This window comes from Anaerosporobacter sp. (assembly GCF_965301125.1).
Genome location: NZ_CBDLAM010000012.1, coordinates 24,995 through 39,170, shown reverse-complemented (window position 1 = coordinate 39,170; position 14,176 = coordinate 24,995). Strand labels below are relative to the sequence as shown.

The window sequence follows — 14,176 nt, the reverse complement described above, 5'->3', positions numbered from 1 at the left end:
ATTTAGTATTGGGTTAAATTAACAGCTATTAATTTTATTATTGAAATACTAAACTACCAAAAACAATATCTTGTACTACTCTATCACCATATTTCTCATTTAGCATTTGAATAATACTACTTTTAATTTTATCTTCATTAACTTTTGCTTCGTCTTTTGTATAACTAGAGAATCCTTTTCTAATGATATCATAAACAGTTGCTGAAGATGTTTCTATGTTGCTTTTTACTTTATCAAAATCAGTAGCACCATTGTATAAAGATAACGAAATCTTATTAATTACAGCATAATTTTCTTTAGAAGAATCTGCATCTTTCTTAAGGTTAATAATTAGTTCTTCTTCAAAATTATACGATTCTAAATCATCTACAGTAATTATCTTTTCATTACCATTTTGAGCCTCTAAATCTAAATTAATGATTTCTGCTACTTTATCAATTAAGTTATTTGTTTTGTTTACATTAGGTACTACTGAAAATACGATTACAGCAGACAAAACTAAATTTACTATTGATAATGCCATAATAACGACTGTTAAAATATTTCTTTTCATATGTCCACTCCCTATAGTTTTTTTCTAATGAACTATTTACTTAGCTCATTGTATATCTTAATCTCAACACGTCTGTTCTTTGCACGACCTTCCGGTGTACTATTAGAAGCGATTGGATCATATTCACTTCTACCAGAAGCTTCTAGTGTTGAAGGATCTAGACCTTTCTTATCTGTAAGGTAATTCCAAACTGAAATCGCTCTCGCTGCAGACAAGTCCATATTATCAGCATATTTAATATTACTTGTTATTGGTACATTGTCTGTGTGACCTTCAATTTTAATCAAACAGTCACTGTACTCTTTTAATATGTCTCCAACTTTATTCAAAATAGGTAACGCTTCTTTTTTAATTTCTGCCACACCCGAATCAAAGAGAACGGAACCACCTATAGATAATTTAATATAGTGATTCTGACCATCTATTTTAACATCAACCTTGTTATCAATATTAAATTTTTCAGTTAGTTCAGTAATTTCATCATACATCTCTTCAGATAATACTTTTCTTTGCTCTTCAATATACTTCATAGGATCCGCTTCATCTGTATCTTCTTCTTCTGCTTCATACTCCACATCCGAAACATAGTCAGATAATTGATTTAATTGACTAACTCCACTTGATATCAACTGTCCTTCACCAATAGCTGGACCTCCATTACTGAAGATACTAAAAGAACTATTTAAAGAAGCTACCAGTTGTTCATATTTATCTTCATCAACCGTTGACATGGAAAAAAGCAAAACGAAGAAACATAGCAATAGATTCATCAAATCACTAAATGTATTCATCCAAGCAGGAGAACCCTTTGGGGGGTCTTCTTGCCTCTTTCTAGCCATTTAATTCACCGCCTTCAACATTCATCAAGTCATCTCTCATAGCAGGCGAAAGGAATGATTTTAATTTTTCTTCAATTACGCGTGGGTTTTCACCAGCTTGAATTGATAAAAGGCCTTCAACCATGACTTCTTTTGTCATAATCTCTGTATCATTACTAGATTTTAACTTCATTGCAATCGGAGTAGCAATCCAGTTCGCTAGTAAGGAACCATATAAGGTGGTAATAAGAGCAACAGCCATTGAAGGACCAATGGAATTCGGATCACTCATTTGTTGTAACATGTTTACAAGACCTATTAAGGTACCAATCATACCCCAAGCAGGTCCCATTGTCGCAAGATCCTCCCAAAATGATATTGTTTTCTTATGTCTACCCTCAATGGAAATCAACTCAGTTTCCATAATACTTCTAACAAGTTCCGGATCGGTACCATCAACGATTAATAAAATCCCTTTTTTCAAAAAAGAATCTTCGATCCCGTTAGCTGCTTCTTCCAAAGCAAGTAAACCTTCTTTTCTAGCAACGTTAGATAACTCAATTATTGTTGTTATTGTTTCAGTTTCATTGGAAGGTAACGTTTTTAATGCTAGTTTGAAACTTTTTAAATTATTCAAAAATTCTTTTGCACTTTTAGAAGCTGTAAAAAGAGCCATAAACGCTCCACCAAAAGTAATTAACATGGAAGGATAATCAATAAAATTGACTAATTTATCAAATTGAAATCCAAATGGATCAGCATTAAAAGTAATACCGAACACTACCAAGACCAAGCTGATAACCAATCCGCCTATAGTTGCTATATCCATAGCTCCACCACCTATTCTTTGTAATTTAGTTTATATTAAGAGTTTATGTATAAACTCTACTGTTCAAAAGTAATATCAAATCCTATCGCAGTAAGTTTGTCTCTTAAAATCGATTACTAGATTTCTAATCTGTTCCATTTTCTCTGATACGACAAACTTCTTACCATTAGTTAAGGTAATTACTGTGTCTGGTGTTTCCTCTACGGTTTCAATCAAATCGCAATTAACGGAAAATTTCACTCCATTCAGTCTTGTTACTTCAATCATAAACTTCCTCCTTGTTTGTTATTACAGATATATAATAAATCCTGCTTCTACATTGCTGGGAAGCAGGATTTACTTATCGTGTAAATATGATTCTTCCCTGAATCTTTATAATTTCTATTTACCTATTAACTATCTCTTAAGGTTGATTAACTCTTCCAATAATGTATCTGAGGTAGTTATGATTCTTGAATTTGCTTGGAAACCTCTTTGTGTTGTAATCATATTCGTGAATTCTGCAGACAAATCTACATTTGACATTTCAAGTACACCTGTTGAGAATTTACCACCATCTTGTGTTACGTCTACACCTTTACCGTCAAATTCACCAGAGTTTTGAGTTGCTGCGAATAAACTTCCTCCAACCGCTTCAAGACCTGATGGATTAGAGAATGTAGCTACAGCGATTTGTCCAAGTAATTTGCTTGTACCATTATCGTAAGATCCATAAATTTTACCATCTTGTTGAATACTAATACCTGATAAGTTACCAACTTTCTTACCAGCACCTATGTTTTCAAGACTACCTTTGCTAGAAGAAATGCTACAATTTCCAGTAGTTGAGTATTGAGTGATAGAGGATAGGTCGTAAGTAATTATACCCTTATCACCAAATAATGTATTATCTGTTGTATCAGAAGTTGATGTAATTTTAATATCAAGTGTATTGATTGGTGCAGCGGCTGTTCCTGTTCCTGTAGAGATAAATGCACCGGTATTTGCATCAAATTTTACGGTTGCAGAAGTTGCAGTTCCTGTAATCTTACCATCCGCATCTATAGTATAACTATCTGTACCTATAGTAACGTTTGTCATTAATGCACTAGTAACCGCTTTACCAGTAGAATCATTAATACCTACTAGCGAAATCTTATATTGATTTTCACCTGCTGTAGTTGCTGCTGTATCCGCTACTAAAGATAATTTCGCAGTATATGAATTACCTAAACTATCAAAAAACTCAGATGATATAATATATCCATCTCCAGTAAGGTTACTATCTGTTTTATCAATATTACCTTTTAAAGTTACATCTGTAGTTGCTTCTGGTGGTGTTGTAGAGTTTTCAGGTGTTTGAATTGCAATCTTATTCACCGTATCTTGTTTGATTTTATTTGGGTCATCAGGATCTGGCGACCAGCCCATTACATAATATCCGCTTTCCGTTGCAAGATAACCAGAACCATCAATTGTAAATGAACCATTCTTTGTAAAGTAATTTCCATTACCATTGTTTACCACGAAGAATGCATTTCCTGTAATCATAAGATCTGTAGCATTATCTGTTCTTTGTGAACCACCTTGTGTAGACATAGATGCAGTGATTGAAGATAATGTAGCACCCAAACCAATTTGTTTGGCGTTCGTACCCGCTGTACCAGTTAAGGCATTAGCTCCACTGGCACTTTGTGTTGTTTGATAAAAAACATCTGAAAATTGTACTGTACTTGCTTTAAAACCAATTGTATTAACATTTGCTATATTGTTACCTATAACGTCCATTTTTGTCTGGTGTACTTTAAGTCCTGAAACACCAGAATAAAGTGATCTCATCATAATGCATTTCCTCCTACTATAAAACGCTGTTAGCAAATTAGAATTCCAATAACTTTATCTGTCATTCAAAAGTTATAAGCCTCCAGTTAGGTCCAGCTTCTATGCTATAACGGCGCCATCAATGTTTGTAAATACTTTGTTTTCGTTTTTATCAACCGCTGTTACTACTGTACTATTAGGAACATTCACTATGAATGCCATGTTGTCAATCATAACAAGCGATTCTTTAATACCCTTTTGTTGCGCTATGCGCGTACCATCTTCTAAACGTTGTAAGACTTCACCAGATAAATCAATATTCCTACTCTCTATTCTTTGATTCGCATGCTTCGAAAACTTCAAAGATGATTCTACTTTTTTTTCTAGACCATTTTGTTTTGTAGTCTCGAATAATTCTTTAAAAGAAAGAGTTGTTTCTATATTTGACTTATCATATGTAATCTTTCGATTATGAAGATATTGACCCGTCATTTGTTCAATGGACGTGTATTGTTTATTTCTGATATCCATATCTACTCACCTCACGATGAGAAAAGCTCCTTCTTTTCTCGACTATGCCTGTTACTCAGTCAATTATCCTTCAACCGTTTCATCTTCGGTTGTTTCACCTTCAGTTTTATCCGCTTCAGGCTTTACTTCTACAGGGTTATTAACTACCGTAACCGTAACCTTGTTACCGACTGTTGTTTCATATGAATTGTTAAAGCTAATAGATACTCGGTATGTACCTTCCTCTAAATTAGCAAACGCTTCTTTTTTAATTGTTAATTTATTCTCTTTTACGCTAATGTACTCATCACTAATTTCTTTTCCATTAATTGAGACAATCGCTTTAGAAGCGGAATGTTCCCCATATCCTAAACTAATCTCAATGTCAGCATCCTTAGGCTCGGCTATATTATAAGTTATCTCTGTTTCAGCAACTTGTGGTAGCTGATTCATATAATCTTCATCAATTACTGTATCTAGTTTATCAGCAGGGAATAAATTCCCACCAATAGACAAATATGCCTTTCCATTTGTTACAGTAACAAAATCTACTGTACCACTGTAATAAGATGTATTACCACTACCATCCTGAGTCTTCATGATTACATCTTTACCAACTAAGCTAAATGCTTGTGAATTAGTCATAGTTGTTCCAAGATTTTGTAATTGCTCTAATTGCGAGAATTGTGCCAACTGTGCAACATACTCTGTATCAGTTGAAGGATTTAATGGATCTTGGTATTTCATCTGAGTAACAAGTAATTGAAGAAATGCATCTTTATCTAAAGAGTTATTTGATGACTCCGTAGTTAAGGTTGATGATTTTTGAATTACCCCATCGGTTATTGTACCAACTAAATCTCCCATAATCACGCCTCCTTTGCTTTCTAATTAAGCGCTATAATCAACGCTATTTCCACTCTTGTGCATCATATCAATTTTCATAGCTTCTTCAGCTGATAAATCTTCTTCTATTATATCAAGATCAGCTAAATTGATATTTTTCTTCTTACCAGAGGATTTATATTGTTCTTTACTTCCCTCAGACATATTGTCTTGCGAGAAAGGCAAATTAGAAATTGTTACTTCAACTGCGTCAACCTTTAAACCTTGCGTGTTGAAATTTTCTTTCAGAATTTGCATTTGACTCTCTAAAGCTTCTTTTGCGACTTCATTTTGTACTGTAAATTGTGCTGTCAAAGCTCCATCTTTTTGAGCTACTAATAAATTAACTTTACCCAAACTTTCAGGATTCAAATTCATCTCCATGCTTGTCTGCTCTGGTTTTATTACTACTTTTATTTGTTCAACAACTTGATTAACAATATCTCTAACTTGTTGTACTTGAACAAGTTCATTACCAAAACTTTCAACTGTGCTAACCTTAGAAACATTATTTAAAATAGTATTAAGGTTTGCATTTTCTACAGATGTATCTTGTTTTTGTTGATGAGAATCTGAAAAATTTGCGTCATCATCTGTTGTGTACTTTTGCACATCAACTTTGATTTCATTATTTTCAGCACTTGATTCATCATTTAAAGTTTTTAGATTGTCAGCGTTACCTTCTTCTGGCTCAGTTTTCTCAACTGCTGTTATAACTTCTTCTGCAACATTAAATGATTCTGCATTGTTATTATTTAGATTCAAATTTTCAATATAGGCAGCTACATCTTCTGTAGTAAGACCTAATGCCTCCAAATCAACTTGTCCAACTTGTTCAACCAATTGGCTAAATTGATCAGATAAGAGCTGGCTTGTTAACATCTGTGCCTTATCAGTTAATCCATTTGCTTCCACAAAAACCTGTGCTAAATTACTAGGTTCTAATAATTGAAGGTAATTTAAGCCTAAAGTAGACATAATATCTTCTAACTGTTCTTCAGTAATTTTAAGGTTATCCATTAGAATCTCTTTAACTTCTGTAACTAATTGATTGATTTTTTCTTCAACATTATCTTTATCATTGCTTATAACATTAGAAGATTCTGTTTCATTAGCTTTCTTTGTATCGTTAGTAGCTGTTTTACTAGTCTTATTTGTTACCGTTGAAGTGTTACTATCTCTAGCTGGAGAAGTCTTTTTATTAACAGGATAACTATTGTCACTATCTTGCTTTGATTGCAAATTACTACCCATAATATCTTGAAAACTAGAATTTTTTGCAGAATTCACTTTAGCAGTAGTTTGAAAACTAGTCATATTCGAAATCTGTGACATCACTTCACTCGCCTTCATGTTTTACCTCCTTTCCTCTTGATATATATATCTAAAACTTATATCGATAACTACCATATAAGCCTTAGTACCAAATTAATTTTCCTCAAGGGTTGAAAGTCGTTTTACAACTTTCGCATTAAATAAAGGATCCATTTCATCCATAATAGCTGCACTTTGCGCTGGTTTCATAGCTTTTAATATTTCACAAACTAACTTAATATCACCAGTCATCTCTTGCATAGTTTCCGCAGCTACTTTTGCATCCATCTTAGCAAAACGATCCGCTTGCTCCTGGATTAATTCATCTGTAGCAAGTTGTTCTAAAACTTGTCTATAAATTTCTTCTGCATTAGCAGGATCAATTTCTTCATAAAACTTTTTATATTCCTCTATGTCAGGTGCCTGTTTAGCGAATACAACTTCTTCATTAAATTCTTTTAGTTTCTTCTCATATTCTAACTGATTATCTTCAAACACTTGTAATCTAGAGATCTCTGCTTGTAATTCTTGAATGGTACTGTCATTAGTACTATTAGAATTTTGACTAGTTTCTAATTGCCTTTCCAATTCTTTTATTCTTGCATTTGCTTTTCCAATATCACTATATTCATAATCATTTTCTTCCGCTAACAGTTCATCAGACACATCTGGCAATATCTTATTTACAACAGGAACATCTTTAAGGATTGGTCGTAGAACACTTGATCCAAATCCTCCAACATCGAATTTTACTAATAAAGCAAAAATAGCAAGCCATATTAGGACTATAAGTACAGCAATTAATACCGTAACAATTCGACTTCCACCTTTTTCTTCATTATCCAGTTCCATCTCATTTTTATATTTGTTTCTCGCCATACCTAATCTTCCTCACTACTTACCGTATTATTGTTATATTTGAAACTTACTAATTCATCAATTTCTTTTTTCTCTATGGAATTTAATTCATTCTTAAATTCCTCAAACTCATTTTCTTTTAATTTTTCATGAGTCTTTCGATCAACCATAATTTCGGTTAGTTTTTTTCTAGCAGCCTCTAATTCATTCTGAGCACGTTTCACTACTAACATCTGTATATTAATCTTATACTTCATAGTCTCGACTGCATCTTCATACCATTTGATATCACGAATGTTTAGGCTAGATTGCATTAGCTTTTTTAATTCTTGTTGATATTTTAACTTTTTATCGTTAAGTGCTTCTAATTTTTGCTCTTCTTTGGTTAATTTATGTCGTGCTAATGAAAAAACTGTTTTTTGTTGTTCTTCTAATTTATACTTAATGTCTAATATGTTTTGCATTGTATATATGAACTTGGCCACATTATCACCTATTCTTCAAATATATTTTCTAGCAAAGAGACAACTTCATTAAATTCATATTTCTCATCAACACCTTGCATAAGAAATGCATTAACTTCATCAATTTTTTCAATTGCATAGTCAATATTCTTATTGGAGCCTGTTTTATAGGCACCAATATTTATTAAATCTTCTGCTTCACTATATGTTGCTAGAACATTCTTCAGTTTACCAGCATTTACTTTATGATCTTTCTTTGCAATAGCACTCATAACACGAGAGATACTTTGCAAAACATCTATTGCAGGATAATGATTCTTATGCCCTAACTTTCTAGATAACATAATATGTCCATCTAAAATACCTCTTGCTGTATCAGTAATCGGTTCATTGAAATCATCACCATCAACTAATACTGTATACAATCCAGTTATTGAACCAACCTCAGAATTACCAGCTCGTTCTAATAATTTCGGCATCTCTGAATATACACTCGGAGGATATCCACGAGATACTGGTGGCTCGCCAGATGCTAGACCAATCTCTCTTTGTGCCATCGAAAAACGAGTAAGAGAATCCATCATCAGCAAAACATCTTTCCCTTGGTCTCTAAAATACTCCGCTATTGCAGTTGCTGTTTTTGCAGCTTTATTACGAATTAATGCAGGTTTATCAGAAGTTGCAACAACAACGATAGACCGCCTCATACCTTCCTCACCTAAATCTCGTTCGATGAATTCTCGAACCTCTCTACCTCGCTCTCCAATTAGAGCGATAACATTAATATCCGCTTTCGTGTTTCTAGCAAACATACCAAGTAATGTACTTTTACCAACTCCACTACCCGCGAATATACCAATTCTTTGGCCTTTGCCAACTGTTATTAATCCATCTACCGCTTTAACACCTAGAGGCAAAACGGTATCAATTATCTTTCTCTTTAATGGATCAGGTGGTTCTGCAGCAACAGGATAAGACAATCCTGTATATAGCTGCGTACCATCAATAGGTATACCAAGTCCATCTAAAGTTTTTCCTAGCATTCCTTCGCCAACTTGTACTTGTAGAGGCTTTCGAGTACTTTCTACCATACTACCAATCCCTACACCTTCCACATTTCCATATGGCATTAGTAGTATTCTATTATCTTTAAACCCTACTACTTCCGCCATAATCTTCTGTGTTTTGTCTTGTGAGGTAATCACACACAAATCATTCAGATTTGCATTTGGACCAATAGATTCAATTGTTAGACCAACAACCTTAACAACTTTTCCAAGCTTACGCTCGTATTTTTTGTCAAGTAATTCTGTATATTTATTAAAGTCTATCACACTCAACTGATTACCCACTTTCTTCCATTCTATATGCCCGCTAATAAACGCAAATCCGTAACTAGATTCTCTAATTGAACATTCAAACTACAATCGATAACACTTGTGTCCGTTTCAATAAAACATTGAGACTTCTCTAATTTATTATCAATCACTATCTCAACATTTGCATTTTCTTTCAAGAGTGATTTAATTAAATCTACTTTGTTCTTCACAAAATCATAGTCATCTCTTGATACGCGAACGCAATAATTTTCTTCATTTTCATTATCTTCAAGAGATTTTTGTATTAAATGTAATATTACAGATTTATATTCAGAAGAAACAATCCCAGTCAACTTTTCTAGCAATTTAATGACCAAACTCGCATATTGTGGTTCAATAGATTGTATTATTCTTTGATGTTCTTTTGCATTTACTTGGATTTGATTTTTCAAATCTTCTTGTAACTTAGACACTTCTGTTTTGCCGTCTTCATAGCCTTGTTGAAAACCCGTTTTTTTTGTTTCTTCTATTATATATTCAGCTTCTTTTTTAGCCTCCTGTAAAATACCTTCAGCCTCTTCTTTAGCTTGGTTAATGATTCGATCCGCTTCTCTATTAACAGCTTCTAAATCTTGTTGTTTGTTCTGATTCTCAGACATCGTTTGCAACCCAGGAACGAATTCTACCGAACCTTCCTCAGTTCCAACATTTTCTCCAGTTTTAATAAGTTCTAAATTATCTAAACCTAAAGGTTTGAAGAATGGATGCTTGGAATCAGAGTCGATAAGAACTTTTTCTTCTTTATCATAATTCACAAAATTATATTTAATTAAGTTACTAGACAACGATCTCGTCACCTCCGCCTCTGGAGATAATAATCTCACCAGAGTCTTCTAATTTACGTATAATATTAACAATCTTCTGTTGTGCTTCTTCAACATCCTTCATACGAATAGGGCCCATGAAATCCATATCTTCTTTTATCATCGCAGCCAAACGTTTTGATAAGTTATTAAAGATAACTGTTTGAACTTCTTCATTAGAACCTTTAAGTGCAACAGCAAGTTCGTTATTATCAACTTCTCTAAGCACTCTCTGAATAGATTTATCATCAAGCGCAAGAATATCTTCGAATACGAACATCTTTCTTCTGATTTCATCAGCAAGTTCTGGTTCTTCAATTTCAAGAGTTTCCATGATATGTTTTTCAGTACCACGATCAACAGTATTCAAGATATCTACAATAGAATCCACACCACCAACAATTGTGTAATCTTGATTTACTAATGAAGATAACTTTCTTTCCAAAACTTTTTCCACCTCTTTTATAACATCTGGTGATGTACGATCCATCTGTGCAATACGCCTTGCAACATCTGCTTGTTTATCTGGAGCAAGAGAAGAAATTATTGCTGCAGATTGCCCAGAAGATAGATATGATAAAATAAGCGCAATTGTTTGAGGATGCTCATCTTGAATAAAGTTTAACAATTGACTCGCATCTGTCTTTCGAATAAATTCAAAAGGACGCACTTGTAAACTTGCAGTAAGTTTACCAATAACATCTCTTGCTTTATCAGCACCAAGTGCTTTTTCAAGAAGCTCTTTCGCGTAACCGATACCACCTTCTGCAATATATTGTTGTGCTAGGCAAACTTCATAAAATTCATCTAGAACATCATCTTTTACACTTTGAGAAATGCTTCGTGTATTGGCAATCTCTAGTGTAAGTTGCTCGATCTCATCTTCTTTTAAATGTTTAAATATATTTGCTGATTTTTCAGGTCCCAATGCAATTAGTAAAATTGCAGCTTTTTGTACCCCAGAAATCTCAGTATTCTTCTGCGATACCATACACAATCACCCCCAATCATCGTTGAGCCAGTTTCTAAGCAATTGTGCAACAGCTTCTGGATTCTCGTCGACGAATTTCTCTATCATCTTTCTAGTCTCAGATTTCTCATTAAATTCAATATCTTCTAGAGACTGATTTTCTTTTGTAGTAGCCAATAATTGTTCAACAGAAAGCTCTGGTTCTTGTTCTGTCACTTCAACTGGAGCTGTTCCCTTGAATACAACAAACAGCAATAACGCAACAATTAATACAAACAATATGATTGCAAGATAATTTGTCACATTAGATTCACTTTCTTCAGCAGCTTGGAATACAGGAACTTCAAAAGCTTGTACACTAATTGACTCAGATGAAATACCTGTTGTATTTGCAACAGTAGTAATGGTATCTTCATCTACTTCTAATTTGGTTCTTGTATTATTAGCCTTAACATATTCATCAAAAGTCATATCCCCTAAAAGGCCTTGCTTTTCAAGTTCCTCTTCTTTATACACAACGTATTTAGTAAGGATAATCGCAATTGATGAGTCTTCCGGCACGATAGCACCTACTTCTTTTTTCGTGTTAGTAGATCTTTCATTAGGAAGATATTCAATCGTAGATGTCGTTGTTTCCGAATCTGAGCTAGCTGAATCTTCCATTAAATAATCCGTCCCATCATTAGAATCTGTTCCAGGAACGCCACCCGAAGAATTAGTACCAGTAGATTCATAATTATAACTAGATTTGTACACACCTTGCTCTTGTCCTTCAGCAGGTGTATATTCATTTTGCAACTCTTCTACAACATCCATATCAAGTTTCAAATTAAGACCAATCTCTGCATCGTCATAACCCAACTTAAGCATCATCATATAAATTGTGTTAGAGATTGTTGCATTAAGCTTTTCTTTATATTCTAAATTTGTTTTAAAGTTTCCAACTGAGTACAAATCACTTGTACCATTAAACAAAACGTTTCCATTTTGATCAGTTACTTTTATTTCTTCTGTTGATTTATTGCCGATTGCCGATGCTACCATGAGCGCTATTGCTTCTGCCGAACTCTCACTAAACTCATCTGTAACAGTTAACAATACACTTGCCGGTTTTTCTTTTTCATCTTCAAAAATGGTGTATGAATTAGATGTATCACCTATGTAGACCACCGCATCTTTAACACCTGTCATTGAACGAAGTGTTCTTGCAACATCATCTTGAAGATAAATCACCGACTTTAAATCTCTCTCGCTTTGTGTTGTTGTAATACTTGAGTTAAACAAATCTTCCGTTGTCATACCAGTTGTCATAATATCTTCTGAACTCAGCTTTAAAAGAGCATCCGTATATCTTTTTTCATCAACCGATATTACCAACCCATCATCTGATACTCGATTTGGTATTCCTTCTTCATCAAGTAAAGTTACAACTTCATTTGATTGTTTTGTGTTCTCGCAAGTCGTTAGTTCCTTCCACGTTGTACGAGAAAGCACGTAAACCAATATAACAATCGTTAAGAATACAGCTAGAACAACGCTAATGATCAGCGTTTTCTGCTTACTCGTAAATTTATTCCACGTCTCAAGTAACGTGGCAGGTATTTTTTTTAATCTTTCTGCCATTGTACGCTCCTCTAATCACCCTTACCTAATTCAATTCACTAAGCAATTATGGGGTTTTTTTAAAATTGCATATTCATAATTTCTTTGTATGCTTCTAAAACCTTATCTCTCACAGCTACAGTAAATTGCAAGGAGGTATTGGCTTTTGTCTGAGCCACCATCAAATCTAACGCACTATCTGAATAGCCTAATGAATATTTAATCGCTTCTTCTTCTGCTTTATTTGTTAAAGAATCTGTTTCATTAATCATATCAAGAGCAGATTGAAACAAACTTTCAAAACCTGTACCGCTGCTTGTTTTTGTTACAGAACCACTGTTTGAAGTACTTAAAACACTTGATATGCTATTAATCGAATTTATGTTCATTATGTAAGCCTCCTAATTTATTTACCAATTTCTAATGCTTTTGACTCCATCGCTTTTGCTCCATTAAAACAAGTAATATTTGCTTCATAAGCACGACTGGCATCAATAAGATTTGTCATTTCTGTTACAGTATCAACATTAGGATAGGTTACATAACCCTCTTCATTAGCATCTGGATGAGAAGGATCATAAACTTCTCTCATAGGAGTTTCCGTATCAGCTACAATTTTAGTAACTTTAACTCCATTGCTTGAGGCTAATGCATTTTCTAAAACCCCACTAAAACTCGTTGTATCCTTTTCTGCAAAAACCACTGTTTTTCTTACATAAGCTTTTCCATCAGCACCACGAGTTGTATTAACATTCGCAATATTTTGTGAAATTATATCCGTTCTCAATTGTTGCGCTGTCATACCACTTGCGCTCACGTTCATCGCATTAAATAACGACATGTTATTCCTCCATCCTACATTTCATTTTATCTATTTATAACCTTTATAAAATTACTTGCCCATCGCTATTTTAATCGCACTAAACCCACGATTCATATAATCTACTAATGTATTATATTTTAATTGACTTTGTGCGTAATAAGAACTTTCAGTTGATATATCCACATTATTTCCATCTAAGCGATAACTTAAGTTTGCATTATCTGTATATACTTGACCATTCAAGCTTGATAAATCCACAGTGGCAACTTTAGAATCTAGCGTCCCACCACCTGATATCTGAGCAGCTAGTAAAGACTCGAACTTAACATCTTGTCGCTTATAATTAGGTGTATTTACATTTGCGATGTTGTTTGCAATAACTGTACTTCTCATTTTACTAGCACTAGCAGCTTTCCCCGTTACATTAATATAATTATATGAATCAGAAAATATCATTCACTTACACTTACTTTCAAACTATCACTACAAATATTATATAGATTTTTGTCAAAAAAACAAGTTTTATTTCTTAATGATACCATTTAGAAACTTTTTCCATGCATTATAG

Annotated in this window: 17 protein-coding genes; all 17 read right to left on the bottom strand. The window is 33.6% G+C overall.

The window, feature by feature from the left end; genetic code table 11:
* Window positions 1-37: 37 nt before the first annotated feature.
* The 17 genes from ACW2QF_RS02520 to flgB all read right to left on the bottom strand — a co-directional run bounded on the left by ACW2QF_RS02520 (window position 38) and on the right by flgB (window position 14,064).
* Complete coding sequence (locus tag ACW2QF_RS02520; RefSeq protein ID WP_455714418.1) at window positions 38-553, bottom strand: flagellar basal body-associated FliL family protein; 516 nt, start codon at window positions 551-553, stop codon at window positions 38-40.
* Between the two features lie 32 nt (window positions 554-585).
* Complete coding sequence (locus ACW2QF_RS02515) at window positions 586-1,392, bottom strand: flagellar motor protein MotB (protein ID WP_455714417.1); 807 nt, start codon at window positions 1,390-1,392, stop codon at window positions 586-588.
* A complete protein-coding gene (locus ACW2QF_RS02510; protein WP_455714416.1) occupies window positions 1,385-2,200 on the bottom strand; it encodes a motility protein A in 816 nt (271 codons plus the stop codon). The genes ACW2QF_RS02515 and ACW2QF_RS02510 overlap by 8 nt, the downstream gene beginning before the upstream one ends.
* A gap of 75 nt (window positions 2,201-2,275) precedes the next feature.
* Window positions 2,276-2,467 (bottom strand): flagellar FlbD family protein, encoded by a 192-nt coding sequence (locus tag ACW2QF_RS02505; RefSeq protein ID WP_455714415.1) that lies wholly within the window; start codon window positions 2,465-2,467, stop codon window positions 2,276-2,278.
* Window positions 2,468-2,596: 129 nt separating this feature from the next.
* On the bottom strand, window positions 2,597-4,021 hold the full coding sequence (locus tag ACW2QF_RS02500) for a flagellar hook protein FlgE (RefSeq protein WP_455714414.1): 1,425 nt from the start codon (window positions 4,019-4,021) through the stop codon (window positions 2,597-2,599).
* Between the two features lie 99 nt (window positions 4,022-4,120).
* On the bottom strand, window positions 4,121-4,531 hold the full coding sequence (locus tag ACW2QF_RS02495) for a TIGR02530 family flagellar biosynthesis protein (protein ID WP_455714413.1): 411 nt from the start codon (window positions 4,529-4,531) through the stop codon (window positions 4,121-4,123).
* Between the two features lie 63 nt (window positions 4,532-4,594).
* Window positions 4,595-5,377: a flagellar hook capping FlgD N-terminal domain-containing protein gene (locus tag ACW2QF_RS02490; RefSeq protein WP_455714412.1), complete on the bottom strand. Its 783-nt coding sequence runs from the start codon at window positions 5,375-5,377 to the stop codon at window positions 4,595-4,597.
* A 24-nt stretch (window positions 5,378-5,401) separates the two neighbouring features.
* A complete protein-coding gene (locus tag ACW2QF_RS02485) occupies window positions 5,402-6,748 on the bottom strand; it encodes a flagellar hook-length control protein FliK (protein WP_455714411.1) in 1,347 nt (448 codons plus the stop codon).
* Between the two features lie 75 nt (window positions 6,749-6,823).
* A complete protein-coding gene (locus ACW2QF_RS02480) occupies window positions 6,824-7,588 on the bottom strand; it encodes a MotE family protein (protein ID WP_455714410.1) in 765 nt (254 codons plus the stop codon).
* A gap of 2 nt (window positions 7,589-7,590) precedes the next feature.
* Entirely contained in the window at window positions 7,591-8,052 is a 462-nt protein-coding gene (gene fliJ, locus ACW2QF_RS02475; RefSeq protein ID WP_455714409.1) for a flagellar export protein FliJ, read from the bottom strand.
* An 8-nt stretch (window positions 8,053-8,060) separates the two neighbouring features.
* The gene (fliI, locus tag ACW2QF_RS02470) at window positions 8,061-9,365 is read right to left on the bottom strand and encodes a flagellar protein export ATPase FliI (RefSeq protein WP_455714419.1); all 1,305 of its coding nucleotides are present in this window, start codon (window positions 9,363-9,365) and stop codon (window positions 8,061-8,063) included.
* Window positions 9,366-9,394: 29 nt separating this feature from the next.
* A complete protein-coding gene (locus tag ACW2QF_RS02465) occupies window positions 9,395-10,195 on the bottom strand; it encodes a FliH/SctL family protein (protein WP_455714408.1) in 801 nt (266 codons plus the stop codon).
* Window positions 10,188-11,204 carry a flagellar motor switch protein FliG gene (fliG, locus tag ACW2QF_RS02460; RefSeq protein ID WP_455714407.1) on the bottom strand — a complete coding sequence of 339 codons (1,017 nt, stop codon included), beginning with the start codon at window positions 11,202-11,204 and terminating at the stop codon, window positions 10,188-10,190. The genes ACW2QF_RS02465 and fliG overlap by 8 nt, the downstream gene beginning before the upstream one ends.
* A 6-nt stretch (window positions 11,205-11,210) precedes the next feature.
* Window positions 11,211-12,806 carry a flagellar basal-body MS-ring/collar protein FliF gene (gene fliF / locus ACW2QF_RS02455; RefSeq protein WP_455714406.1) on the bottom strand — a complete coding sequence of 532 codons (1,596 nt, stop codon included), beginning with the start codon at window positions 12,804-12,806 and terminating at the stop codon, window positions 11,211-11,213.
* 59 nt (window positions 12,807-12,865) lie between these two features.
* Entirely contained in the window at window positions 12,866-13,174 is a 309-nt protein-coding gene (gene fliE, locus ACW2QF_RS02450) for a flagellar hook-basal body complex protein FliE (RefSeq protein ID WP_455714405.1), read from the bottom strand.
* A 17-nt stretch (window positions 13,175-13,191) separates the two neighbouring features.
* Window positions 13,192-13,626, bottom strand: a complete 435-nt coding sequence (flgC, locus tag ACW2QF_RS02445; protein ID WP_455714404.1) for a flagellar basal body rod protein FlgC — start codon at window positions 13,624-13,626, stop codon at window positions 13,192-13,194.
* Between the two features lie 51 nt (window positions 13,627-13,677).
* Window positions 13,678-14,064, bottom strand: a complete 387-nt coding sequence (flgB, locus tag ACW2QF_RS02440) for a flagellar basal body rod protein FlgB (protein ID WP_455714403.1) — start codon at window positions 14,062-14,064, stop codon at window positions 13,678-13,680.
* Window positions 14,065-14,176 lie beyond the last annotated feature (112 nt).

Bases quoted from the DNA above. Each gene is read 5' to 3' on its own strand.
- ACW2QF_RS02520 (WP_455714418.1), bottom strand. From the start codon at position 553: ATGAAAAGAAATATTTTAACAGTCGTTATTATGGCATTATCAATAGTA.
- ACW2QF_RS02515 (WP_455714417.1), bottom strand. From the start codon at position 1,392: ATGGCTAGAAAGAGGCAAGAAGACCCCCCAAAGGGTTCTCCTGCTTGG.
- ACW2QF_RS02510 (WP_455714416.1), bottom strand. From the start codon at position 2,200: ATGGATATAGCAACTATAGGCGGATTGGTTATCAGCTTGGTCTTGGTA.
- ACW2QF_RS02505 (WP_455714415.1), bottom strand. From the start codon at position 2,467: ATGATTGAAGTAACAAGACTGAATGGAGTGAAATTTTCCGTTAATTGC.
- ACW2QF_RS02500 (WP_455714414.1), bottom strand. From the start codon at position 4,021: ATGATGAGATCACTTTATTCTGGTGTTTCAGGACTTAAAGTACACCAG.
- ACW2QF_RS02495 (WP_455714413.1), bottom strand. From the start codon at position 4,531: ATGGATATCAGAAATAAACAATACACGTCCATTGAACAAATGACGGGT.
- ACW2QF_RS02490 (WP_455714412.1), bottom strand. From the start codon at position 5,377: ATGGGAGATTTAGTTGGTACAATAACCGATGGGGTAATTCAAAAATCA.
- ACW2QF_RS02485 (WP_455714411.1), bottom strand. From the start codon at position 6,748: ATGAAGGCGAGTGAAGTGATGTCACAGATTTCGAATATGACTAGTTTT.
- ACW2QF_RS02480 (WP_455714410.1), bottom strand. From the start codon at position 7,588: ATGGCGAGAAACAAATATAAAAATGAGATGGAACTGGATAATGAAGAA.
- fliG (WP_455714407.1), bottom strand. From the start codon at position 11,204: ATGGTATCGCAGAAGAATACTGAGATTTCTGGGGTACAAAAAGCTGCA.
- fliF (WP_455714406.1), bottom strand. From the start codon at position 12,806: ATGGCAGAAAGATTAAAAAAAATACCTGCCACGTTACTTGAGACGTGG.
- fliE (WP_455714405.1), bottom strand. From the start codon at position 13,174: ATGAACATAAATTCGATTAATAGCATATCAAGTGTTTTAAGTACTTCA.
- flgC (WP_455714404.1), bottom strand. From the start codon at position 13,626: ATGTCGTTATTTAATGCGATGAACGTGAGCGCAAGTGGTATGACAGCG.
- flgB (WP_455714403.1), bottom strand. From the start codon at position 14,064: ATGATATTTTCTGATTCATATAATTATATTAATGTAACGGGGAAAGCT.